Source organism: Streptococcus oralis (assembly GCF_001578705.1).
Lineage (GTDB): Bacteria > Bacillota > Bacilli > Lactobacillales > Streptococcaceae > Streptococcus > Streptococcus oralis_J.
The window spans coordinates 235,262-259,976 of record NZ_KQ969037.1; the positions used below are offsets into that span (position 1 = coordinate 235,262).

23 protein-coding genes and 2 pseudogenes are annotated in these 24,715 nt (G+C 41.5%); 21 read left to right on the forward strand and 4 right to left on the reverse strand.

From position 1 onward, the window contains the following. Window positions 1-4 precede the first annotated feature (4 nt). From SORDD05_RS01145 to SORDD05_RS09990, 5 genes are all read left to right on the forward strand, one after another. Window positions 5-1,321 (forward strand): glycosyltransferase family 4 protein, encoded by a 1,317-nt coding sequence (locus tag SORDD05_RS01145; RefSeq protein ID WP_061416721.1) that lies wholly within the window; start codon window positions 5-7, stop codon window positions 1,319-1,321. A gap of 22 nt (window positions 1,322-1,343) precedes the next feature. After that, window positions 1,344-1,535, forward strand: coding sequence for a PspC domain-containing protein (locus SORDD05_RS01150; RefSeq protein ID WP_001074503.1), 192 nt, complete (start codon window positions 1,344-1,346; stop codon window positions 1,533-1,535). 43 nt (window positions 1,536-1,578) lie between these two features. Continuing rightward, window positions 1,579-1,713, forward strand: coding sequence for a DUF4044 domain-containing protein (locus SORDD05_RS01155; RefSeq protein ID WP_000863854.1), 135 nt, complete (start codon window positions 1,579-1,581; stop codon window positions 1,711-1,713). Between the two features lie 70 nt (window positions 1,714-1,783). Next, window positions 1,784-3,094: a GTPase ObgE gene (gene obgE / locus SORDD05_RS01160; protein ID WP_061416723.1), complete on the forward strand. Its 1,311-nt coding sequence runs from the start codon at window positions 1,784-1,786 to the stop codon at window positions 3,092-3,094. Window positions 3,095-3,103: 9 nt separating this feature from the next. Further along, window positions 3,104-3,277, forward strand: a complete 174-nt coding sequence (locus SORDD05_RS09990) for a hypothetical protein (RefSeq protein ID WP_061416725.1) — start codon at window positions 3,104-3,106, stop codon at window positions 3,275-3,277. Window positions 3,278-3,332: 55 nt separating this feature from the next. Here SORDD05_RS09990 and SORDD05_RS01170 read toward each other — a convergent pair whose 3' ends face one another. Together SORDD05_RS01170 and SORDD05_RS01175 are read right to left on the reverse strand one after the other, a co-directional pair. Then, complete coding sequence (locus SORDD05_RS01170) at window positions 3,333-3,803, reverse strand: arginine repressor (RefSeq protein ID WP_001043006.1); 471 nt, start codon at window positions 3,801-3,803, stop codon at window positions 3,333-3,335. A gap of 16 nt (window positions 3,804-3,819) precedes the next feature. Continuing rightward, entirely contained in the window at window positions 3,820-6,093 is a 2,274-nt protein-coding gene (locus tag SORDD05_RS01175; protein WP_061416727.1) for a Xaa-Pro dipeptidyl-peptidase, read from the reverse strand. A gap of 165 nt (window positions 6,094-6,258) precedes the next feature. Between SORDD05_RS01175 and SORDD05_RS01180 the strand changes: the two genes are divergently transcribed. The 7 genes from SORDD05_RS01180 to SORDD05_RS01210 all read left to right on the forward strand — a co-directional run bounded on the left by SORDD05_RS01180 (window position 6,259) and on the right by SORDD05_RS01210 (window position 16,167). Then, window positions 6,259-9,360, forward strand: a complete 3,102-nt coding sequence (locus SORDD05_RS01180) for a DNA polymerase III subunit alpha (RefSeq protein ID WP_061416728.1) — start codon at window positions 6,259-6,261, stop codon at window positions 9,358-9,360. An 80-nt stretch (window positions 9,361-9,440) separates the two neighbouring features. After that, a complete protein-coding gene (gene pfkA / locus SORDD05_RS01185) occupies window positions 9,441-10,448 on the forward strand; it encodes a 6-phosphofructokinase (RefSeq protein WP_061416729.1) in 1,008 nt (335 codons plus the stop codon). 66 nt (window positions 10,449-10,514) lie between these two features. Then, the gene (gene pyk / locus SORDD05_RS01190; RefSeq protein WP_061416730.1) at window positions 10,515-12,020 is read left to right on the forward strand and encodes a pyruvate kinase; all 1,506 of its coding nucleotides are present in this window, start codon (window positions 10,515-10,517) and stop codon (window positions 12,018-12,020) included. Window positions 12,021-12,194: 174 nt separating this feature from the next. Then, a complete protein-coding gene (locus SORDD05_RS01195) occupies window positions 12,195-13,454 on the forward strand; it encodes a UDP-N-acetylglucosamine 1-carboxyvinyltransferase (RefSeq protein ID WP_061416732.1) in 1,260 nt (419 codons plus the stop codon). A gap of 15 nt (window positions 13,455-13,469) precedes the next feature. Continuing rightward, window positions 13,470-14,021, forward strand: a complete 552-nt coding sequence (locus tag SORDD05_RS01200; RefSeq protein ID WP_061416735.1) for a GNAT family N-acetyltransferase — start codon at window positions 13,470-13,472, stop codon at window positions 14,019-14,021. Beyond that, the gene (spxR, locus tag SORDD05_RS01205) at window positions 14,014-15,291 is read left to right on the forward strand and encodes a CBS-HotDog domain-containing transcription factor SpxR (RefSeq protein WP_061416737.1); all 1,278 of its coding nucleotides are present in this window, start codon (window positions 14,014-14,016) and stop codon (window positions 15,289-15,291) included. Before SORDD05_RS01200 ends, spxR begins: the two co-directional genes overlap by 8 nt. Before the next feature lie 15 nt (window positions 15,292-15,306). After that, a complete protein-coding gene (locus SORDD05_RS01210) occupies window positions 15,307-16,167 on the forward strand; it encodes a methionyl aminopeptidase (protein ID WP_061416739.1) in 861 nt (286 codons plus the stop codon). An 80-nt stretch (window positions 16,168-16,247) separates the two neighbouring features. Here the strand turns inward: SORDD05_RS01210 and SORDD05_RS09995 are convergent. After that, window positions 16,248-16,385, reverse strand: a pseudogene (locus SORDD05_RS09995) (transposase); the annotation flags it as partial. A gap of 143 nt (window positions 16,386-16,528) precedes the next feature. Between SORDD05_RS09995 and ccdA2 (SORDD05_RS01215) the strand changes: the two are divergent. From ccdA2 (SORDD05_RS01215) to SORDD05_RS01245, 7 genes are all read left to right on the forward strand, one after another. After that, complete coding sequence (gene ccdA2, locus SORDD05_RS01215; protein ID WP_061416740.1) at window positions 16,529-17,239, forward strand: thiol-disulfide oxidoreductase-associated membrane protein CcdA2; 711 nt, start codon at window positions 16,529-16,531, stop codon at window positions 17,237-17,239. Between the two features lie 13 nt (window positions 17,240-17,252). After that, window positions 17,253-17,816 carry a redoxin family protein gene (locus tag SORDD05_RS01220; RefSeq protein WP_061416741.1) on the forward strand — a complete coding sequence of 188 codons (564 nt, stop codon included), beginning with the start codon at window positions 17,253-17,255 and terminating at the stop codon, window positions 17,814-17,816. A 9-nt stretch (window positions 17,817-17,825) separates the two neighbouring features. After that, window positions 17,826-18,938 (forward strand): peptide-methionine (R)-S-oxide reductase MsrB, encoded by a 1,113-nt coding sequence (msrB, locus tag SORDD05_RS01225; RefSeq protein ID WP_061416742.1) that lies wholly within the window; start codon window positions 17,826-17,828, stop codon window positions 18,936-18,938. Window positions 18,939-19,008: 70 nt separating this feature from the next. Further along, the gene (locus SORDD05_RS01230) at window positions 19,009-19,746 is read left to right on the forward strand and encodes a response regulator transcription factor (protein ID WP_049539829.1); all 738 of its coding nucleotides are present in this window, start codon (window positions 19,009-19,011) and stop codon (window positions 19,744-19,746) included. Beyond that, window positions 19,743-21,434 carry a cache domain-containing sensor histidine kinase gene (locus SORDD05_RS01235; RefSeq protein WP_061416743.1) on the forward strand — a complete coding sequence of 564 codons (1,692 nt, stop codon included), beginning with the start codon at window positions 19,743-19,745 and terminating at the stop codon, window positions 21,432-21,434. The genes SORDD05_RS01230 and SORDD05_RS01235 overlap by 4 nt, the downstream gene beginning before the upstream one ends. 109 nt (window positions 21,435-21,543) lie before the next feature. Then, window positions 21,544-22,107, forward strand: a complete 564-nt coding sequence (locus SORDD05_RS01240) for a TIGR01440 family protein (protein WP_061416744.1) — start codon at window positions 21,544-21,546, stop codon at window positions 22,105-22,107. Window positions 22,108-22,162: 55 nt separating this feature from the next. After that, window positions 22,163-22,690: an AAA family ATPase gene (locus SORDD05_RS01245; protein WP_061416745.1), complete on the forward strand. Its 528-nt coding sequence runs from the start codon at window positions 22,163-22,165 to the stop codon at window positions 22,688-22,690. Window positions 22,691-22,999: 309 nt separating this feature from the next. Here the strand turns inward: SORDD05_RS01245 and SORDD05_RS01250 are convergent. After that, window positions 23,000-23,233: pseudogene (locus SORDD05_RS01250) on the reverse strand (transposase); the annotation flags it as partial. Window positions 23,234-23,451: 218 nt separating this feature from the next. Between SORDD05_RS01250 and ccdA2 (SORDD05_RS01255) the strand changes: the two are divergent. Both ccdA2 (SORDD05_RS01255) and sdbB read left to right on the forward strand, forming a co-directional pair. Continuing rightward, window positions 23,452-24,159: a thiol-disulfide oxidoreductase-associated membrane protein CcdA2 gene (gene ccdA2 / locus SORDD05_RS01255; protein ID WP_061416747.1), complete on the forward strand. Its 708-nt coding sequence runs from the start codon at window positions 23,452-23,454 to the stop codon at window positions 24,157-24,159. 12 nt (window positions 24,160-24,171) lie between these two features. Next, window positions 24,172-24,715 (forward strand): TlpA family protein disulfide reductase (gene sdbB / locus SORDD05_RS01260; RefSeq protein ID WP_081102439.1); only part of this gene is annotated, 544 nt, incomplete at its 3' end.

A 24,715-nucleotide genomic window follows, 5' to 3' on the forward strand; every position in this document is an offset into this window, starting at 1 on the left:
ATTTATGCGAATTGGTTTATTTACTGACACCTATTTCCCTCAGGTTTCTGGGGTTGCGACTAGTATTCGAACCTTAAAGACAGAGCTTGAAAAGCAGGGACATGCAGTTTTTATCTTTACAACCACCGATAAAGACGTGAACCGATACGAGGATTGGCAAATTATCCGAATTCCGAGTGTTCCCTTCTTTGCATTTAAGGATCGACGTTTTGCTTATCGTGGCTTTACAAAAGCGCTTGAAATTGCTAAACAGTATCAGCTAGATATCATTCATACGCAAACAGAGTTTTCACTAGGTTTGTTAGGGATTTGGATTGCAAGAGAATTGAAAATTCCAGTTATTCATACCTACCATACCCAGTACGAAGACTATGTGCATTACATTGCTAAAGGCATGCTGATTCGGCCAAGTATGGTAAAATATCTGGTGCGTGGCTTCCTTCATGATGTAGATGGCGTGATTTGCCCTAGTGAGATTGTTCGTGACCTTTTATCTAAATACAAAGTCAAGGTTGAAAAGCGTGTCATCCCAACTGGAATTGAGCTGGCTAAGTTTGAACGACCTGAGATCAAAAAGGAAAACTTGCAAGAACTTCGTTCGAAGTTAGGTATTCAGGAAGGCGAGAAAATGTTACTGAGTCTTTCTCGTATCTCCTATGAGAAGAATATCCAAGCAGTCCTAGATGCCTTTGTTGAGGTATTGAAAGAAGAAGACAAGGTGAAACTTGTTGTTGCAGGTGATGGTCCTTATCTGGACAGTCTGAAGGAACAAGCAGTGAAATTGCAGATCCAAGATCATGTGATTTTTACTGGTATGATTGCTCCAAGTGAGACAGCCTTATACTATAAAGCGGCTGATTTCTTTATCTCTGCATCCACTAGTGAAACCCAAGGCTTGACTTATCTAGAGAGTCTAGCCAGTGGAACGCCTGTTATCGCTCATGGCAATCCTTATCTGGATAATCTGATCAGTGACAAAATGTTTGGAACCCTCTACTATGGAGAGCACGATCTTGCAGGTGCAATCTTGGAGGCCTTGATCGCCACTCCAGATATGAATGAGCAGAAGTTGGCTGACAAGTTGTACGAGATTTCGGCTGAGAATTTTGGGAAGCGAGTTCATGAGTTTTATCTCGATGCGATGATTTCAAATAAATTTGAGCAGGAACTACGTGGCGACGAACCCATGACACAGCGATTCTTAAAAACTATTTTGTACTTACCTCAGCAGGCTGTTTCAGCTCCAGTTAAAGAGTCCAAACGAATATTAAAGGCTTCTAAAGAGCAATTGTCTAGCATCCGGGATTACTGGAGAGATTAGTAAAAATATAGGAGAATAAAATATGGCAAAAAAATTTATGAGAAGTGGTAGAGATCAAAAAATTGGAGGCGTTTGCGCAGGTGTAGCCCACTATTTTGATATTGACCCTACCATTGTACGTGTGATTTGGGGCGTTCTTGCCTTTTGTTATGGGGCAGGGGTACTTGCTTACTTGATTTTATGGGTAATTGCACCTGTTTCTAGCGAATATTAAAAGAGAATCAGAATAGAACAAAGAGAAATAAAAAGGAGTCCAGATGGCTTTTGGAGATAATGGAAAACGTAAAAAAACAATGTTTGAAAAAGTAACGCTTTTTGTCGTGCTAATTATGTTGTTTGTAACCCTTGCTGGTATCTTTGCGACAGCGCTTGGAGCTTTTAGCAGATTCTAAGCAAGTTGCTAAGATAGAAACAATAACTAATGACTGGATTTTCCAGTCCTTTTTAAAGTGAGAAGAAAATATGAGTATGTTTTTAGATACAGCCAAGATCAAGGTCAAGGCTGGTAATGGTGGCGATGGTATGGTTGCCTTTCGCCGTGAAAAGTATGTCCCGAATGGCGGTCCTTGGGGTGGCGATGGCGGACGTGGTGGTAACGTTGTTTTCGTTGTAGACGAAGGCTTGCGTACCTTGATGGATTTCCGCTATAACCGTCATTTTAAGGCCGAATCCGGTGAAAAAGGGATGACCAAAGGAATGCATGGACGTGGTGCAGAAGACCTTCGTGTTCGTGTACCACAAGGAACAACTGTACGTGACGCTGAGACAGGAAAAGTGATTACAGACTTGATTGAACATGGTCAAGAATTTATCGTGGCTCATGGCGGTCGAGGTGGCCGAGGAAACATCCGTTTTGCGACACCAAAAAATCCTGCACCTGAAATCTCTGAGAATGGAGAACCAGGTCAAGAACGTGAGTTGCAACTGGAACTGAAAATCTTGGCGGATGTTGGCTTGGTCGGTTTCCCATCTGTCGGAAAGTCAACTTTGCTTAGTGTCATTACTTCAGCCAAACCAAAGATTGGTGCCTACCACTTTACGACTATTGTCCCTAATCTAGGGATGGTCCGTACACAGTCAGGTGAATCTTTTGCAGTAGCAGACCTTCCAGGTTTGATTGAAGGGGCCAGTCAAGGTGTTGGTCTTGGAACCCAGTTTCTCCGTCATATCGAACGCACTCGAGTTATCCTCCACGTCATCGATATGTCGGCTAGCGAAGGACGTGATCCTTACGAGGACTACCTAGCTATCAATAAAGAATTGGAATCCTACAATCTTCGTCTTATGGAACGTCCACAGATCATCGTTGCCAACAAGATGGACATGCCTGAAAGTCAGGAAAATCTGGAAGCCTTCAAGAAGAAATTGGCAGCAAACTACGATGAGTTTGAAGAACTACCAGCCATCTTCCCTATTTCTGGTTTGACTAAGCAAGGTTTGGCACCCCTTTTGGATGCGACAGCTGAATTGTTGGATAAGACTCCTGAGTTCTTGCTCTATGACGAGTCTGATATGGAAGAAGAAGCTTACTATGGCTTTGACGAGGAAGAAAAAGCCTTTGAGATTAGTCGTGATGATGATGCGACATGGGTACTTTCTGGTGAAAAACTCATGAAACTCTTTAACATGACCAACTTTGACCGTGATGAGTCTGTCATGAAGTTTGCCCGTCAGCTTCGTGGTATGGGGGTTGACGAAGCCCTTCGTGCGCGTGGAGCTAAGGATGGCGACTTGGTCCGAATCGGTAAATTTGAGTTTGAATTTGTAGACTAGGAGATTGATATGGGAGATAAACCGATATCATTCCGAGATGCAGATGGAAATTTTGTTTCTGCAGCAGATGTATGGAATGAAAAGAAACTAGAAGAATTGTTTAATCGTCTCAATCCCAAACGTGCTATTAGATTAGCACGAGAAAAAAAAGGCAATGAGAAGGCTGATAAAGAAGAAAAATAGCCTATCAACATTGATAAAACAGAACCCCGTGATCGTATTTATCACGGGGGATTTTTTAGTCATTGAAGAAAAAAGGTGGCGCAAATTTTTTAAGAATTTCAAAGCAAGTCTGTGCTTCCTCAGCGTTTTCACAGATAAGAAGGCAGACATCATCACCACATACGGTGGCAATGATTTGTTTAAAATTGAGAGCATCGAGAACAGCTCCAAACGATTGGGCAAGGCCTGGCAAGGTTTTGAGGACAACCTGATGCTGGACAGGACGTAGCATGACCAAGCCATCTTCCATATAGTTTTCTAAGCGTTTTTCCCATTTGGAGATGGAACCAGTATTTAAAACATAGTAAGAATGATCTGCTTCGCGAACCTTTGAAAGGTTCATAGTCTTGATATCGCGTGAGAGAGTAGCCTGTGTGACTTGGATGTCGTTTTCAGCTAGTAAAGCTTGCAACTCTGCCTGTGTATGAATCTTATTTTTAGCTACAAGTGCACGGATGAGTTGGTGTCTATGTTCAGATTTATTCATATGAGGCTGACTCCTTTTATGAGGGGATGGTGATGGAGGATTGTGTGAGATCGACTGTTAAGTGATAGTCTGTATTATCACGGACAGTGATTTCAAAGTCGGTAGTATAGAGAACAAGGCGAAGTGTGTCACCTTTTTTCAGCTTGTAAATCGTAGGTTGTAGGGCAAATTGGATTTCCATCCATTTTTCAGCTTCTATGCTCTCAACAGTTAGTAAATCATTTCGATTTTGTAAATTAAGGTAGCCTTTGGTGATGACACGTTGGGCGCTTGGAGTGAAAGGTAGTTCCAAGAGATTTTCAAGCATGTGGTAGCGACCGTTGTCAATGGTTCTAGCACTTAAAACAGCTGGATAAGGTTGTAGATATTTCTTTTGTCCAAGTTCTAGCAGTTGAGCAGACAATAAGCCCTTGTTTGTACTTGATTTGACACGAAGTTTCAGCTCCACTCGACCATTTAAGTGAATATCTTGAGTTACTGGAAGATCAATGGTGATCTGATTGGCTTTTCCTTGGTAAAGTTCTGTATTGAAAGTCTGGTAAGTCTTACCATAACGATCAAAATCTTTTTGATCATACTGGTTTTGAATCACCTTTTCTTCAGTTCCAAGAGAGAAGGTATGCAGTTCATCTTGCTTGCCAAAGTCATCGAGACTATGCCATGTTTGAGGCTCAGTATTATCTTGCCAGATGACAGTAGGAAGTTGATAGTCTGTTGTAAGTCCTAACAATTTCTTGCTTAAGAGGGCATTCATGGATTCGCGGAAGTCAATTGACTGCCAGTTGTTCATATAGACATGGGCACCATGATGGAAAAAGAGGTGCTTGAGAATATTGTCAGGAAGAGCATGAAACATCTGGTAAACATGAAGAGGTTTGACGTTCCAATCCTGGGAACCATGCGTAAAGACGACCTCAGCTTGAACCTTGTGAGCATTGAGCAGATAGTTGCGGTCATGCCAAAACTGATTGTAGTCACCAGTCTTGCGATCCAGTTGCTCTTTTACCTTCTCTAAGTCTGCTTGGTGAGCTTCATTAGCACGAATATAGTCACCAGCTAGGAGATTGCGGGAGTAGGTAAGCTCAGCAAGTGAGTCAAAATCCTCACCTGGATAACCACCAGGGCTAGTCACCAGACCATTTTCACGATAGTAGTTATACCAAGAGGAAATACCTGCTTCAGCGATAATCACTTCTAAGCCATCAACACCAGTTGTCGCAAGACCATTAGACATGGTTCCCAGATAGGAAATTCCTGTTGTTGCGACTTTTCCATTTGACCAGTCAGCCTTGACTTGGCGCTTGCGCGTGTGATCCGTGAAAGCACGACAACGACCATTGAGCCAATCAATGACATTTTTATAAGCTTCAATCTGCTGGTAGTCTCCATTGGTCATGAGACCTTGGGAATCCTTGGTACCAACACCCGATACATAGAGATTGGCAAATCCTCTTGGAAGGAAGTAGTCGTTGAGAGTGTATGAACTATTGATATGAGTTAGCTTCTCTTCAGCTTCTGAGACGACTTCTGCTTGACCATGAGGCTCGACAAAATTCAGCTTAGGTTCCTCAAGCTCGATGGTGTGGGGTGGTTTGACCTCAAGCTCTCCCTCCATTTTGTAGAGAGCCTTGTCGCTGGCTTTGTCGTTGGTCCCTTGGTGATAAGGGCTTGCAGTCATAAGAGCAGGAACTTGTCCATCATAACAAGGGCGAATAATGCTGACCTTGACTAAATCAGGGAGTCCGTCTTTATCAGTATCCACACGACTCTCGACATACACGACTTCACGAATGACATTATGAGTAGAGAAGGTTGCTAAGCTTTTACCGTTAAAGTAGTGGTAGTGATTATCTTCTGCAATAAGACCATCACTAACAAGTTGGTCGATGAGCGTATTTCCTTTTTTCGTTCTCGTATTGAGCAATTGATAAAGATTTTCAATGAGATCTCCATAAACAATAGGAAATCCAGTTTCTTTACGGAATTGTTCAGCATCCTCAAAGTCAACCAGATAGCTAAATCCTAAAAGTTGAAAAACTACAGTATAGAAAATATCAGCAGTCAACTCTTTATCGGACTGAAAGAAGCTCAATAAATCCGTTTCTTTATCCGCAGCCAAAGTGGATAGAGCATAATCGGTATTGGTATAAGTGAAAAAATTCCAGCGGACAAATTGTTCAAGTTGTTTTTTTGATGCTTGTTCTGGTACCAGCTTCAAACCAAGCTGAGATAACTCGCGCAAAACTTGCGAATGAGAAACGTGAAGGTAGCTGAATTGATTAAAACGCATGGGGCTCTCCTTTGAAAATATTCTAAATTCAGTATATCAAAAATAAGGTAAAAAAGATATTGTTGACCTGTGATGAAGTCACTTTAAAAGGAATGGTCTCTAGCTTTTCATTCTAGTTTTTAAAATGGTATAATAGTACTATATTTAAAGCAAGGAGGAGATGGAATGATTGCACAGCTCGATACCAAGACTGTTTACAGTTTTATGGAAAGTGTGGTTTCGATTGAAAAATATGTACATACAGCTAAAGATTATGGCTATTCTCACCTTGCTATCATGGATGTGGATAATCTCTATGGAGCCTATCATTTTCTAGAAGCAACTCGTAAGCATGGCATTCAACCTTTAATTGGTCTAGAAATGACCTTGGTCAAAGATGAGTACAATATTTCTCTTCGTTTTCTAGCCCTATCCACTAAAGGTTATCAAGAGTTGATGAAGTTATCCACTTTAAAAATGACTGGACGGAAAAATTGGTCTAACTTCACCAGCCACCTCGAAGATGTTGCCATTATTGTTCCTTATTTTGCTGAAATCGAACAATTGGATTTGGGGCATGATTATTATATCGGTGTTAGTCCAGATACTCCTCAAGAAGTTTTTACCAGACCCATTCTTCCACTGTATCAAGTCAATTCTTTTGAAAAAGAAGACCTACAGGTTTTACAAATCTTGTCAGCAGTCAAGGATAATGTCAGCCTAAGAGAAGTGGATGTGCATTCACAACAAGGGATCTTTCTACCAGCCTCAGACTTAGAAGCTCGATTTAAAAATCGCTTCCCTCAGGCGCTTGCCAATCTTCAAGGTGTGATAGAGAATGTTAGCTATCAAATCGACCCAAGTTTAAAACTTCCTCGCTTTAATCCTGAAAGACCAGCAGTCGAAGAACTTCGAGAGAGGGCTGAACAAGGCTTGAGTGACAAGGGGCTAACCTCAGCTCTCTATCGTGAGCGACTAAATGAAGAATTAGCTGTGATTCATGATATGGGATTTGACGACTATTTCCTTGTAGTTTGGGATTTGCTCCGTTTTGGACGTTCCCAAGGCTATTATATGGGGATGGGGCGTGGTTCTGCTGTGGGTAGCTTGGTGGCCTACTCACTTGACATCACAGGAATTGATCCGGTTGAAAAGAACCTGATTTTCGAGCGCTTTTTAAATCGTGAGCGCTACACTATGCCTGATATCGATATCGACATCCCAGACCTTTATAGGCCAGAATTCATTCGTTATGTTCGTGATCGCTATGGTAGTCAACACGTGGCGCAGATTGTCACTTATTCGACCTTTGGGGCAAAACAAGCAATTCGTGATGTTTTCAAACGTTATGGTGTCCCAGAGTACGAATTAACAAATATTACGAAAAAAATTAGTTTCCGAGATACGCTAACCACGGCCTATGAAAAGAATTTACAGTTTAGGCAGGTCATCAATAGTAAGATTGAATATCAAAAAGCTTTTGAGATTGCTCGGAAGATTGAAGGATATCCTCGTCAGACCTCTATCCATGCGGCTGGAGTCGTTATGAGTGACCAAGACCTGACGGACTATATTCCGCTCAAATACGGTGAGGATATGCTGATCACCCAGTATGATGCTCATGGAGTTGAAGCCAATGGACTTCTAAAAATGGATTTCCTAGGTCTGCGTAACTTAACTTTTGTCCAAAAAATGCAGGAATTACTGGCTGAGTCAGAGGGTGTTCATCTGAAAATCGAAGAGATTGATTTGGAAGACAAGGAAACTCTGGCCCTCTTTGCTGCTGGAAATACCAAGGGGATTTTCCAATTTGAACAACCTGGCGCCATTCGACTCTTGAAACGAGTTCAGCCGCAAGTCTTTGAAGAGGTAGTAGCAACGACCTCGCTCAACAGACCAGGGGCAAGCGATTATATTGATAACTTTGTCGCTCGTAAGCACGGCAAAGAAAAGGTGACGGTGCTGGATTCTGCCTTGGAGGACATCCTGTCATCAACCTACGGTATTATGCTTTACCAAGAGCAAGTTATGCAGGTGGCTCAGCGCTTTGGAGGCTTCAGCCTTGGTAAAGCCGACATTCTCAGACGAGCCATGGGTAAGAAAAATGCTAAAGAGATGCATTTGATGAAGGAAGATTTTATCTCTGGAGCTATGAAATTGGGGTATTCTGAAGAAAAAGCCAATCAAGTTTTTGCAGTGATGGAAAAGTTTGCGGGCTATGGATTTAACAGATCCCACGCCTACGCCTACTCAGCCCTGGCTTTCCAGCTCGCTTATTTTAAAACCCATTATCCTGCTATTTTCTTCCAAGTCATGTTGAATTATTCAAGCAGTGATTACATTGTAGATGCATTGCAGATGGGCTTTGAAGTAGCGCCTTTAGCAATAAACAGCATTCCCTATCATGATAAAATTGCTCAGAAGAAAATCTATCTTGGTTTGAAAGCCATTAAGGGGCTTCCAAGAGATTTTTCTTACTGGATTATTGAAAACCGTCCTTTCTCAAGTATCGAAGATTTCGTCACACGTCTTCCTAAAAATTACAAGAAACTATCGCTTTTGACTCCTTTGGTTGAACTGGGACTCTTTGATGAATTTGACAAGAACCGCCAGAAAATCCTAGTGAATCTGCCCAACCTATTTGTCTTTGTTGAGGAGTTAGGAGGACTCTTTGCAGATGCAAACTATAGTTGGACTGAAGCTGATGATTTTACAGAGGCAGAAAAATTTTACAAGGAGCAGGAACTGATCGGGGTAGGTATTAGTGCCCATCCTCTCCAAACTCTTGCCAAACAAGCCCTATATCCGACGACGCCAATCACTAATCTAACCGAGGGAGCTCAAGCCACTCTCCTAGTTGAAGTTCAAAAGATTAAAGTGATTCGAACCAAGAAAGGCGAGAATATGGCCTTTCTACAGGTTCATGATAGTAAGTCTCGGATGGATGTGACTGTATTTTCGGATCAGTATCGAAAATTCGCCCCCATCCTATCCGAAGGGAAATTTTACTATATCAATGGGAAGATTCAATCTCGAGATGGTCGTCTGCAAATGATTGCACAAGATTTGAAAGAAGCAGTCGCTGAACGATTCTGGATTCAAGTTAAAAATCACGACAACGATAAAGAGATTTCAAATATCCTAGAACAATACAAAGGCCCAATCCCTGTCATTATCAGGTATGAAGAGGAACAAAAAACGGTTGTTTCTACACAACATTTTGTAAGAAAAGATTCTGCTCTACAGGAAAAATTAGAGGGAATTGCTATGAAAACGATTTATCGCTAAAAATACGAAAAATAGAAGAATTTTCAAATGAAATGTGGTATAATCAATAGGAATGTTAAAAGAAAAAGGAGCAAAACCAAATGAAACGTATTGCTGTTTTGACTAGTGGTGGGGACGCCCCTGGTATGAACGCTGCTATCCGTGCAGTAGTTCGTCAAGCAATCTCAGAAGGAATGGAAGTCTTTGGTATCTATGATGGATACGCAGGGATGGTTGCCGGTGAAATCTATCCACTTGATGCTGCTTCAGTTGGAGACATCATTTCACGTGGTGGTACTTTCCTTCACTCTGCTCGTTACCCTGAGTTTGCACAACTTGAAGGTCAACTTAAAGGGATTGAGCAGTTGAAAAAACACGGGATCGAAGGTGTTGTTGTAATCGGTGGTGACGGTTCTTATCACGGAGCTATGCGCTTGACTGAGCATGGATTCCCAGCTATCGGTCTGCCTGGTACAATTGATAATGATATCGTAGGTACTGATTTCACAATTGGATTTGATACTGCAGTTACTACTGCAATGGATGCGATTGATAAGATTCGTGATACATCATCAAGTCACCGTCGTACTTTCGTTGTAGAAGTAATGGGACGTAACGCTGGTGATATCGCACTTTGGGCAGGTATTGCTACTGGTGCCGATGAAATCATTATTCCTGAAGAAGGCTTCAACATGGAAGAAATCGTAGCTAGCATCAAAGCTGGTTATGAACACGGTAAGAAACACAACATTATCGTTTTGGCAGAAGGTGTCATGTCAGCAGCTGAATTTGGTCAAAAACTAAAAGAAGCAGGAGACACAAGCGACCTTCGTGTAACAGAACTTGGTCACATCCAACGTGGTGGATCACCAACCGCTCGTGACCGTGTATTGGCATCACGTATGGGTGCACACGCTGTTAAACTCCTCAAACAAGGAATCGGTGGTGTCGCTGTTGGTATCCGTAACGAAAAAATGGTTGAGAATCCAATTCTTGGTACAGCAGAAGAGGGAGCATTGTTTAGCTTAACAGCTGATGGTAAGATCGTTGTTAACAACCCTCATAAAGCTGATATTGAACTTTCTGCTTTGAACAAGAGCTTGTCCTAATCAACTTTCATTAATTTGGTAACATGACCATAAAAGGTCGAATTATATAAAGGAGTCACAAAAATCATGAACAAACGTGTAAAAATCGTTGCAACTTTGGGTCCTGCGGTAGAAATCCGTGGTGGTAAAAAATTCGGTGAAGACGGATACTGGGGTGAAAAACTGGACGTTGAAGCTTCAGCTCAAAATATTGCAAAATTGATTGAAGCAGGAGCAAACACTTTCCGTTTCAACTTCTCACACGGTGACCACCAAGAACAAGGTGAGCGTATGGCAACTGTTAAACGTGCGGAAGAAATCGCTGGTAAAAAAGTTGGTTTCCTTCTTGACACTAAAGGTCCAGAAATCCGTACAGAATTGTTCGAAGGTGAAGCAAAAGAGTACTCATACAAAACTGGCGAAAAAATCCGCGTTGCGACAAAACAAGGAATCAAATCAACTCGCGATGTGATTGCTTTGAACGTTGCTGGTGCTCTTGACATCTACGATGATGTTGAGGTTGGTCGCCAAGTATTGGTTGACGATGGTAAACTTGGTCTTCGTGTTGTTGCAAAAGACGATGCAACTCGTGAATTTGAAGTAGAAGTTGAAAACGACGGAATTATCGCTAAACAAAAAGGTGTAAACATCCCTAACACTAAAATTCCTTTCCCAGCTCTTGCTGAACGTGACAACGATGATATCCGTTTCGGTTTGGAACAAGGTATCAACTTCATCGCGATCTCATTTGTACGTACTGCGAAAGACGTGAATGAAGTTCGTGCAATCTGTGAAGAAACTGGAAACGGACATGTTCAATTGTTTGCGAAAATCGAAAACCAACAAGGTATCGACAACTTGGATGAAATCATCGAAGCTGCTGACGGTATCATGATCGCTCGTGGTGACATGGGTATCGAAGTACCATTCGAAATGGTTCCAGTTTACCAAAAAATGATCATCACTAAAGTTAACGCAGCTGGTAAAGTTGTTATCACAGCAACAAACATGCTTGAAACAATGACTGAAAAACCACGTGCAACTCGTTCAGAGGTATCAGACGTATTTAACGCTGTTATTGACGGAACTGACGCAACAATGCTTTCAGGTGAATCTGCAAACGGTAAATACCCACTTGAATCTGTTCGTACAATGGCAACAATTGACAAGAATGCTCAAACCCTATTGAAAGAATACGGTCGTTTGTCATCAGTTAACTTGGCACGTAATTCTAAGACTGAAGTTATGGCATCAGCTGTTAAGGATGCAACTAACTCAATGAATATCAAGTTGATTGTTACCCTTACTAAGACTGGTCACACTGCACGCTTGATTTCTAAATACCGTCCAGATGCAGATATCTTGGCAATCACTTTCGATGAATTAACTCAACGTGGATTGATGTTGAACTGGGGTGTTATCCCAGTAACAACTGAACGTCCATCAAACACTGATGATATGTTCGAACTTGCCGAAAAGATTGCAGTAGAACAAGGTTTGGTAGAATCTGGTGATGATATGATTATCGTTGCAGGTGTGCCACTTGGAGAAGCTGTTCGTACAAACACAATGCGTATCCGTACAGTACGTTAATCTAAACTTTTAAAAGCCTATCATACCAAGCTTTTGTGCTTGTATGATGGGTCTTTTTTCTATTTTAGAAGATAAAAAGAGGGAGAATTTTATTAAACAGAAATGGGAAAAATAGGAGAACTATGGTATAATAGAATGTAAAGACCTTTTTAGTAAATTTTGAAAGAGTATAACATGAGAAAAATTGTCATCAATGGTGGACATCCATTGCAAGGTGAGATCACCATTAGCGGTGCTAAGAATAGTGTTGTAGCATTAATCCCTGCTATTATACTGGCAGATGATGTTGTCACTTTGGATTGTGTCCCAGATATTTCAGACGTTGCTAGTCTTGTAGAAATTATGGAAATCATGGGAGCGAAAGTAAAACGCTACGATGATGTTTTGGAGATTGATCCTAGAGGTGTTCAGAATATTCCAATGCCTTACGGCAAGATCAATAGCCTTCGTGCTTCTTATTATTTCTATGGTAGTCTTTTAGGTCGTTTTGGTGAAGCCACGGTTGGACTTCCTGGCGGATGTGATCTTGGTCCTCGTCCGATTGACCTTCACTTAAAAGCCTTCGAAGCCATGGGAGCTAAGGTGAGCTATGAGGGAGATAATATGAATTTATCTGCCCAAGGTAAGGGACTTCACGGCGCAAGTATTTACATGGATACCGTCAGTGTTGGTGCAACGATTAATACCATGATTGCGGCTGTTAAGGCTAAGGGACGTACTGTCATTGAAAATGCAGCTCGTGAACCAGAAATCATCGATGTAGCTACACTTTTGAACAACATGGGGGCCCACATTCGTGGTGCGGGGACTGATATTATCATTATTGATGGTGTCGAGAAACTTCATGGAACGCGCCACCAAGTCATTCCAGACCGTATTGAAGCCGGAACCTATATATCACTTGCTGCAGCGGTTGGTAAAGGAATCCGTATTAACAACGTCCTCTATGAACACTTAGAAGGCTTTATCGCCAAACTAGAAGAAATGGGCGTTCGTATGACGGTCTCAGAAGACAGTATCTTCGTTGAAGAACAATCTGATTTGAAGGCCATCAATATTAAAACTGCTCCTTATCCTGGTTTTGCAACCGATTTGCAACAGCCAATCACACCACTTTTACTAACTGCTCAAGGTCGTGGTACTATTATTGATACCATTTACGAAAAACGTGTCAACCATGTCTTTGAGTTAGCAAAAATGGACGCGGATATTGCGACTACAAATGACCATATTTTCTACACTGGTGGGCGAATTCTACATGGTGCCAAGGTGAAAGCTACAGACTTGCGAGCTGGTGCTGCACTTGTGATTGCTGGACTGATGGCTCAAGGCCAGACTGAAATTACAAATATTGAGTTTATCCTTCGTGGCTACTCAGATATTATTGAAAAATTACGTAGTCTTGGAGCAGATATTACACTCGTCGAAGACTAAGCCGTTGAGGTGATTATGAATATTTGGACCAAATTAGCAATGTTTTCTTTCTTTGAAACGGAACGCTTGTATTTGCGTCCTTTCTTTTTTAGTGACAGTCAAGCGTTTTTCGAGATTGCTTCAAACCCTGAGAATTTGCAGTTTATTTTTCCCAGTCAAGCAAGTTTGGAAGAAAGTCAGTACGCACTTGCTAACTATTTTATGAAGAATCCTCTAGGTGTTTGGGCAATTTGTCTCCAAGGAAATCAGGAAATGATTGGCTCCATTAAATTTGAAAAAATAGATGAAATCAAAAAAGAAGCAGAAATTGGTTACTTCTTAAAAAAAGATTCTTGGTCACAAGGTTTTATGACAGAAGTAGTTAGTAAGCTTTGTCAGCTTTCATTTGAAGAATTTGGTTTAAAACAATTATCCATCATCACTCATCTGGAGAATCAAGCTAGTCAAAAAGTAGCCTTAAAATCGGGCTTTAGTCTCTTCCGACAGTTTAAGGGGAGCGATCGCTATACACGAAAAATGAGAGACTACCTTGAATTTCGATACGTTAAAGGAGAATTCAGTGAGTAAACACCAAGAAATCTTAAGTTATCTGGAAGAGTTACCAATAGGAAAACGTGTCAGCGTTCGTAGTATTTCAAATCACCTAGGTGTCAGTGATGGGACGGCTTATCGTGCCATTAAAGAAGCTGAAAATCGTGGAATTGTAGAAACTCGACCTCGTAGTGGAACCATTCGTGTCAAATCTCAGAAAGTGGCTATTGAAAAACTGACCTATGCAGAGATTGCAGAAGTCACCTCCTCTGAAGTTTTAGCTGGTCAGGAAGGGCTGGAGAGAGAATTTAGCAAATTCTCCATTGGGGCCATGACCGAGCAGAATATTTTGTCCTATCTGAATGATGGTGGTCTTTTGATCGTAGGTGACCGTACTCGTATTCAACTTTTAGCTCTGGAAAATGAAAATGCGGTCCTCGTGACGGGTGGTTTTCATGTGCACGAGGATGTACTGAAACTTGCTAATCAGAAAGGAATTCCTGTTTTACGAAGTAAGCATGATACTTTTACAGTTGCGACCATGATCAACAGAGCTCTCTCAAATGTTCAAATCAAAACCGATATTCTGACAGTTGAAAAGCTCTATCGTCCTAGCCATGAGTATGGTTTCTTAAGAGAAACGGACACAGTGAAAGATTATCTAGACTTGGTACGCAAGAATCGAAGTAGTCGTTTCCCTGTCATCAATCAGCACCAAGTGGTTGTGGGAGTTGTTACCATGCGTGACGCAGGGGACAAATCCCCTAGCACGACGATTGATAAGGTGATGACGCGCAGCATTTTCGTAACAGGATTAGCGACCAATATTGCCAATGTCAGTCAACGAATGATTGCAGAAGACTTTGAGATGGTCCCAGTCGTGAGAAGCAATCAAACTTTGCTCGGAGTTGTGACGAGACGAGATGTTATGGATAAGATGAGTCGTTCTCAAGTTTCAGCCTTGCCGACTTTTTCAGAGCAAATCGGTCAGAAGTTGTCTTATCATCACGACGAAGTTGTGATTACAGTTGAGCCCTTTATGCTTGAGAAGAACGGGGTTTTAGCAAATGGTGTTCTTGCTGAAATTTTAACTCACATGACACAGGATTTGGTGACAAATAGTAGACGCAATCTCATCATCGAGCAGATGCTAATTTACTTCTTGCAGGCTGTTCAGATAGATGATACTTTGCGGATTCAGGCACGTATTATTCACCACACGAGACGCTCAGCCATTATTGATTATGATATTTATCATGGTCATCAAATTGTATCAAAAGCAAACGTTACAGTCAAAATCAATTAGAATCTAGGAGAAAAAATGATAACTTTAAAATCAGCACGTGAAATCGAAGCTATGGACAAGGCTGGTGATTTCCTAGCGAGTATCCATATTGGCTTACGCGATTTGATTAAGCCAGGCGTGGATATGTGGGAAGTAGAAGAGTATGTTCGTCGCCGTTGTAAAGAGGAGAATTTCCTTCCTCTACAGATTGGCGTGGATGGCGCAGTCATGGATTATCCCTATGCCACTTGTTGCTCTCTCAACGACGAAGTTGCTCATGCTTTTCCACGCCATTACATCTTGAAAGATGGCGATTTACTCAAGGTTGACATGGTTTTGGGAGGCCCTATTGCCAAATCAGACCTCAATGTATCTAAACTCAACTTTAATAATGTTGAGCAAATGAAAAAATACACCCAAAATTATACTGGCGGTCTAGCAGACTCATGTTGGGCTTATGCAGTTGGTAGACCGTCTGAAGAAGTGAAAAACCTGATGGACGTGACCAAGGAAGCTATGTATATAGGGATTGAGCAAGCCGTCGTTGGAAACCGTATTGGCGATATCGGTGCAGCAATTCAGGAATATGCTGAAAGTCGCGGTTATGGTGTCGTTCGTGATTTGGTTGGTCATGGTGTTGGTCCAACTATGCACGAAGAACCAATGGTTCCTAACTACGGTATAGCAGGTCGTGGGCTCCGTCTCCGTGAAGGAATGGTGCTAACCATTGAACCCATGATCAATACTGGTGACTGGGAAATTGATACAGATATGAAGACTGGCTGGGCTCATAAGACTATTGATGGCGGCCTATCTTGCCAATATGAACACCAGTTCGTGATTACCAAAGATGGACCTGTTATCTTGACCAGTCAAGGTGAAGAAGGAACTTATTAAAAATGAAGGGAGCTTGTACCGCCCCCAAAAAGTTAGACAGAAAAATCAGCTCTTTGTCAACTGTAGTGAGTTGAAGTCAGCTAAGATCGAGAAAGGACAAATTTCGTCCTTTCTTTTTTGATATTTAGAGCAATGAAAATACGGTTTTTGAAATTTTTAAAATTCCGAAAACCAAAGGCATTTCGTTTGATGAGTTTAATGAGGTTATTAGTAGCTTTTCATTATAGGTCATATGGGACTTTTTTGTGCAAGATTTCTAAATAAACTGATTAAATTCCTATTTTTCCCTATCATTGTCCCTGTTTTTTCTTAGAGTTAGGAATTATAATAGACTTATCAAATCAAAGAATGGAGGAAGGCAATGGATAATATAATCTTTTTTATCAGTGTTTTTCTTGCTGGAATTCTTTCCTTCTTTTCTCCTTGCATTTTACCCTTGTTACCGGTCTATGCAGGGGTCTTGTTGGATGACAAAGATGGTGCTCAGGCTTCTAGCGAAAAATTTTCAATCTCAGTTGTTAGTTTATTGCGAACTCTGGCCTTTATAGCGGGGATCTCTTTTATCTTTATCTTACTGGGCTATGGAGCTGGTTTTTTAGGCAATTTGCTGTATGCTTCTTGGTTTCAGTATGTGACGGGTGCGATTATCATTCTCTTGGGCTTGCACCAGATGGAAGTCTTACATTTGCAGGGGCTCTACAAGGAAAGAAGGCTACAATTAAAGAGACAAGGGCAAAAGGGTAACGGCTATAGTCAGGCATTTTTACTGGGGTTGACCTTTAGTTTTGCTTGGACGCCATGTGTGGGGCCGGTTCTGGGGTCTGTTTTGGCCTTGGCGGCTTCAGGTGGCTCAGGTGCTTGGCAGGGAGCTGGTCTCATGTTGGTTTACACGCTGGGTTTGGCGCTACCATTTTTAGTTCTAGCTCTCGCCTCCAGCTATGTTTTGAAACATTTCCGAAAACTGCATCCTTACCTCGGAATCCTCAAAAAAGTGGGTGGTTTCCTCATTATCCTGATGGGAATCTTGGTGCTTTTGGGAAATGCTTCCATTTTGACTACATTATTTGAATAGAGAGGAAAAAGAAATGAAAAAATGGCAAACATGTCTCCTTGGAGTAGGCTCAATCTGTTGCTTGGCAGCCTGTTCGGCTAAAAACATGTCAGACGAGTCTACTATGAAGGAGCAATCCAAAACAGAACAAGTTAGTTCACAAACTGCGACTAAAGGTCAGGAAGTCGCTGATTTTGAACTGACAGGTGTAGATGGCAAGACCTATCGTTTGTCTGATTACAAGGGCAAGAAAGTCTATCTCAAATTCTGGGCTTCTTGGTGTTCCATCTGTCTAGCCAGCCTTCCAGATACGGATGAAATTGCTAAAGAAGCTGGTGATGACTATGTGGTCTTGACAGTGGTGTCTCCTGGACACAAGGGGGAGCAATCTGAAGCGGACTTTAAGAATTGGTACAAGGGATTGGATTATAAAAATTTTCCAGTTTTAATTGATCCACCAGGTAAACTCTTGGAAAGTTATGGTGTCCGTTCTTATCCGACTCAAGCCTTTATAGACAAGGAAGGCAAGCTGGTCAAAACGCAACCAGGTTTTATGGATAAGGATATGATTTTAAAAGAATTGAAAGAAATGGGGTAGAGAAAGGCTATGAATGATAAAGTAAAACTTTTTGTCTTGGCAGGGGTCATTCTCCTAGCCATAACCGGTTTCTATTTTCTATTGACGCGAAATGCAGGGCAGACAGATAGCTCGCAAATTGAGAAAGCATCAGTTAGCCAAGGAGGAAAAACAGTGAAAAAAACAGAAGTGAGCAAAGACGCAGACTTGCACGAAATTTATCTAGCTGGGGGATGTTTCTGGGGAGTGGAGGAATACTTCTCACGCGTTCCCGGAGTGACAGATGCCGTTTCAGGTTATGCAAACGGTAGAGGGGAAACAACCAAGTACGAATTGATCAATCAAACAGGACATGCAGAGACTGTCCATGTCACCTATGATGCCAATCAAATTTCCCTCAAGGAACTCCTGCTTCATTACTTCCGCATCATTAATCCAACCAGCAAAAATAAACAAGGAAATGATGTGGGGACCCAGTACCGTACCGGTGTTTATTACACAGATGACAAGGATTTAGAGGTGATTAATCAAGTCTTTGATGAGGTGGCTAAGAAATACGATCAACCTCTGGCAGTTGAAAAGGAAAACTTGAAGAATTTTGTGGTGGCTGAGGATTATCACCAAGACTACCTAAAGAAAAATCCAAATGGCTACTGTCATATCAATGTCAATCAGGCTGCCTACCCCGTCATCGATGCCAGCAAATATCCTAAACCAAGTGATGAGGAATTGAAGAAGACCTTGTCACCTGAGGAGTATGTAGTTACCCAGAAAAATCAAACAGAACGGGCCTTTTCAAACTGCTATTGGGATAAATTTGAATCCGGTATCTATGTGGATGTCGCAACTGGCGAACCTCTCTTTTCATCAAAGGACAAGTTTGAGTCTGGTTGTGGTTGGCCTAGTTTCACCCAACCAATCAGTCCAGATGTTGCTACCTACAAGGAAGATAAGTCCTACAATATGACGCGCATGGAAGTGAGAAGCCGAGTTGGAGATTCTCACCTTGGCCATGTCTTTACAGATGGGCCTCAGGACAAGGGGGGCTTACGCTACTGTATCAATAGTCTCTCTATCCGCTTTATTCCCAAAGACAAAATGGCAGAAAAGGGCTATGCTTATTTACTAGATTATGTCGATTAAGAAGTCTTTCCTAAGCAGTTAGAGGAGAATTTTGCTATACTGATACTAGTAAGTGACAAAGGAGCAGAGCATGACCTACACAATCTTAATCGTAGAAGATGAATATCTGGTAAGACAAGGATTGACCAAGCTGGTTAATGTAGCAGCCTACGATATGGAAATCATCGGTCAGGCTGAAAATGGAAGGCAGGCTTGGGACTTGATTCAAAAACAAGTGCCAGATATCATTTTAACCGATATCAACATGCCTCAGCTGAATGGCATCCAGTTGGCCAGTCTGGTACGAGAAACTTATCCTCAGGTGCATTTGGTTTTTTTGACTGGCTACGATGACTTTGATTATGCCTTGTCTGCTGTCAAACTCGGTGTAGATGATTACCTGCTCAAGCCCTTTTCTCGTCAGGATATAGAGGAAATGTTGGGGAAAATCAAGCAAAAACTAGATAAGGAAGAAAAGGAAGAGCAGTTACAAGATTTATTAACCGATAAGTTTGAAGGAAATATGGCCCAGAAGATCCAGTCTCATCTGGCAGACAGTCAGTTTAGTTTAAAGTCTTTGGCCAGTGACTTGGGCTTTAGTCCGACTTATCTGAGCTCCTTGATTAAGAAAGAGTTGGGGTTGCCTTTTCAGGATTATCTGGTGAGAGAGCGTGTCAAACAAGCAAAGCTCTTGCTTCTGACCACAGATTTAAAGATTTATGAGATAGCCGAAAAGGTTGGTTTTGAAGATATGAACTACTTTACCCAACGTTTTAAACAGATTGCAGGTGTGACACCTCGTCAGTTTAAGAAGGGAGAAGGCCGATGAAGCGTTCTTCTCTTTTAGTCAGAATGGTTATTTCCATCTTTCTGGTCTTTCTCATTCTCCTAGCTCTGGTTGGGACTTTCTACTATCAATCTAGTTCATCAGCCATTGAGGCCACTATTGAGGGCAATAGCCAAACGACCATCAACCAGACTAGCCACTTTATTCAGTCTTATATCAAAAAATTAGAAACCACCTCTACCAGTTTGACCCAGCAGAAGGATGTCCTAGCCTATGCTGAGAATCCCAGTCAAGACAAGGTCAAGGGAATCCGAGATCTGTTTTTGACCATCTTAAAGGCAGACCAGGACTTGAAAACGGTGGTACTGGTAACCAAATCCGGTCAGGTTATTTCTACTGATGATAGTGTGCAGATGAAAACTTCATCTGATATGATGGCTGAGGACTGGTACCAAAAGGCTATTCATCAGGGAGCTAAGCCAGTTTTAACCCCAGCTCGTAAATCAGATAGTCAATGGGTCATTTCTGTTACTCAAGAACTGGTTGATGCAAAGGGAGCCAATCTTGGTGTGCTTCGATTAGATATTTCCTACGAAACTCTGGAAGCCTATCTCAACCAACTCCAGTTGGGCCAGCAGGGCTTTGCCTTTATCATCAATGAAAACCATGAATTTGTCTACCATCCTAAACGTACTGTCTATAGCTCAGCGAGTGAAATGGAGGCCATGAAACCCTATATCGAGACGGGGCAGGGCTATACGCTGGACCATCAATCCTACGTTAGTCAGGAACAAATTGCAGGCACTGATTGGACGGTTATAGGCGTGTCTTCGTTGGAGAAGTTAGACCAGGTTCGGAGTCAACTCATGTGGACCTTGCTTGGTGCTAGTGCCTTATCTCTTCTTGCCTGTCTCTGCTTGGTGTGGTTCAGTCTCAAACGCTGGATTGCTCCTTTGAAGGATTTGAGAGAAACCATGCTGGAAATTGCTTCTGGGGCTCAAAATCTTCGTGCCAAGGAAGTTGGTGCCTATGAACTGAGAGAAGTGACTCGCCAGTTTAATGCCATGTTGGATCAGATTGATCAGCTGATGGCAGATGTTCGCAGGCAGGAAGAAACGACCCGGCAGTATGAACTTCAAGCCTTGTCAAGTCAGATTAACCCCCATTTCCTCTACAATACTTTAGACACTATCATCTGGATGGCTGAGTTTCAGGATAGTCAGCGAGTGGTTCAGGTGACCAAGTCCTTGGCAACCTATTTCCGCTTGGCGCTCAATCAAGGAAAGGATTTGATTTCTCTTTCTGATGAAATCAATCATGTCCGCCAGTACCTCTTTATCCAGAAACAACGCTACGGAGATAAGCTGGAGTATGAGATTGATGAAGAACCTGCTTTTGATAACCTAGTCTTACCCAAGTTGGTGTTGCAACCTCTTGTAGAAAATGCTCTTTACCATGGCATCAAGGAGAAGGAAGGCCAGGGACATATTAAAGTTTCTGTTCAGAAAAAGGATACAGGGTTTGTCATCCGCATTGAGGATGATGGTGTTGGTTTCCAAGCTGCTGGCGATAGTAGTCAAAGTCAGCTCAAACGTGGGGGAGTTGGCCTTCAAAATGTCGACCAACGCCTCAAACTTCATTTTGGAGAAAACTATCAGATGAAGATTGATTCTGTACCTTCAAAAGGGACGACGGTTGAAATATACATCAATAAAATAGAAACAAGTTAGCTCCCAGTCAATTCTGGGAGTTTTACTTTTAAAAATCAGAATGATTAGTTGACCTTGATAAAATCAGTAAAAAAAGATATGATAGATAGTGACAAAAGAGGTATCAAGTATGAAGGGAAAAGACATTCAAAGAGCAACAAGACAGATTGTTGAAGATGTAATAGAAAAGTCTAATTTGAAGCAAGGAACTATCTTTGTTTTGGGCCTTTCTTCTAGTGAGGTGATAGGTGGTCAGATTGGCAAGGAATCCAGCCAAGAAATTGGGGAAATCATTGTGAAAACCATCCTAGATATCCTAGAGAAAAAAGGGATTCATCTAGCTGTTCAAGGTTGTGAACATGTCAATCGAGCCCTCGTCGTTGAACGTCAGGTAGCAGAGCAGTTTGGTCTTGAAATCGTCAGTGTCCTTCCTACACTTCATGCAGGAGGTTCAGGTCAGTTGGCAGCCTTCAAGTTTATGCAGGATCCAGTTGAGGTTGAATTTATCAAGGCCCATGCTGGATTGGATATCGGAGATACTGCAATTGGCATGCATGTTAAGCATGTGCAGGTTCCGATTCGACCAGTTTTGCGAGAGATTGGCCATGCCCATGTAACGGCTCTAGCTAGTCGTCCCAAACTCATCGGGGGTGCGCGTGCGCAGTATCCAGAAGACTTCATAAGAAAGTCATAAGTGGGCTGAAAGTTATCGTAAGTTAGAGATATTTCAAGTATGTAGAGGTATAAGGTTGGAAAATTGTGTTTATATCGTTTCAGGGCCCCCAGGCGTTGGAAAGAGCACCGTCAGCAAAGAGTTGGCCTATTCTTTTGACAAAAGTGCAGTTATAGAGGGGGATATGATTTACTTAATGATAAAAAGTGGTCTCGTAGCTCCCTGGGAGGATGATGGATTTTACATGGATTTATTCTGGGATAATATCATCAGTCTGACCAATAATTTCTTGGATCGTGGCATTACTGTCGTGATAGAGTATGTCATATTTGAAGAGCAACTGAAGAAAATTGCAGCCTTCTTAAAAGAAAAACAAATTAAGCTAAAATATTGTGTCCTAATGGCTCAAGAAGAAACCTTGAAAGATAGAGATTCTTCTCGAAAAGAAATTGAGAGAACAGGCGATTTATCAATCCAAGCAAGAAAAGAGTTCCTAGCTAAAAATAGTGAGAAACATCATTTTCTGTACACGGATGATTTAGATGTCAAAGAAACGGTAAATATCATTAAAACTTCAAATCAATTTTTAATTTCTGAACAGTAAAAGACAGAGAGAGTGAGGGTATAGCAACCAAGACTCTCTCTGTTTTTGTTTAATTCTTGTTAAAAGCACTCCAATGTAGAAAAAAGTAACGTAGAGAATTTTTCGTTACAGAAATCAGTAAACAAAGCTGGATTTAGCTGTTCTAGGTTGGCTTTTTTGTGCTATACTTAAGATATGCATAGAAAAACAGTGATTGATTTTAGGGCTTTGGGGGAGAGATACACCTTTACCCAGCCGATCAAAGAGTTAAAAACGAGAGATTTATCAGAAGTGGCAGACTTGCTGGCACAAGTGGAAAGCTACCAAGAGCATGGAACGGATACCGTAGAAACATTGGATGAGAGGGATTTTAACCAGCATAACAGGGTCTAAACTAGGACGACCTTTATCTTCAGAATAAGTATCTGCGACTAAGTCATAGATGAAGGAAAAATCGATCACTTGCTCAACCTGACAAGGAAAATGGGCTTGCGGAACGAGTTTGTCTAGCGTGTAAAAACCAACTTGATTGCGGTTATATTCTAGATTTTCTTTGTGAAACATAGGGAACACCTCACAACTTTTCTTACCTCTATTATGCGACTTTACACAAAGAAAAGCCCTTAGAAATTTGTAGTCTAAGGACTTTGTCTTCAATCTGAGGAGCTTAGCTCCTTTTTTTGTGTTAAATTTAGTCAAAATAAATAAGCGTAGCAGACTTCTTACAAATTTTTTCTTTTGTAGTAAAATAAGATTAGAATTTTGTGAAAGTAGGTAATTCGTTGGAGTCGATTATATTTCTAGTATCCGTTTTTTTAGCAGGCATCCTGTCCTTCTTTTCACCTTGCATCTTCCCTTTGATACCTGTCTATGCTGGTATTTTACTGGATGATCAGGGAAATTCGAAAAGCTTTCGCTTTTTCGGAAGAGACGTTGCATGGTCGGGCTTAATTCGGACCTTGTGCTTTATTGCTGGAATCTCCCTTATTTTCTTTATTTTGGGATTTGGAGCTGGATTCTTAGGGCACATGCTCTATGCTGACTGGTTTCGTTATGTAATGGGAGCAGTCATTATCCTTTTGGGCCTTCACCAGATGGAAATCTTACATTTCAATAAACTGGAAGTTCAAAAGACAGTCACCTTCAAACAATCAAAGTCGAATCACTATTTGTCAGCCTTTTTACTTGGGATAACCTTTAGTTTTGGATGGACCCCTTGTATCGGACCAGTTTTAAGTTCGGTCTTGGCTCTGGCGGCTTCAGGAGGGAATGGTGCTTGGCAAGGAGCATTACTAACCTTAGTGTACACATTGGGAATGGCTCTACCTTTCATCATTTTGGCCTTGGCTTCGGGTTGGATTATGCCCTACTTTAGTAAACTAAAACCCCATATGATCCTACTAAAGAAAATTGGGGGAGCTTTGATTATTTTGATGGGATTATTATTAATGCTAGGGCAGTTAAATGCCTTGTCAGGAATTCTTGGATAAAAGGAGAAAAAGATGAAAAAAATGATTTTTGCGGGATTGAGTCTCATGTCTTTATTTTTGTTGATTGCCTGTGGCGAAAAAGAAACCAAACAAACGAGCAGTTCCAAACAACCTACTGTACAACAAATCGCAGTAGGAAAGGATGCGCCAGACTTCACCTTGCAGTCTATGGATGGCAAAGAAGTGAAATTATCAGACTATAAAGGGAAAAAGGTCTATTTGAAATTCTGGGCCTCTTGGTGTGGACCATGTAAAAAAAGCATGCCTGAGCTGATGGAATTAGCTGCCAAACACGATCGGGACTTTGAAATACTAAGTGTCGTCGCACCAGGACTACAAGGTGAAAAAACAGTTGAGGAGTTTCCAAAATGGTACCAAGATCAAGGCTATAAGGATATCCCAGTTCTATATGATACGCAAGCAACTACTTTTCAAGCCTACCAAATTCGTAGTATTCCAACAGAATACTTGATTGACAGTCAAGGTAAAATCGGAAAAATCCAATTTGGTGCTATTAGCAATGCTGATGCAGAAGCGGCTTTTAAAGAAATGAAAT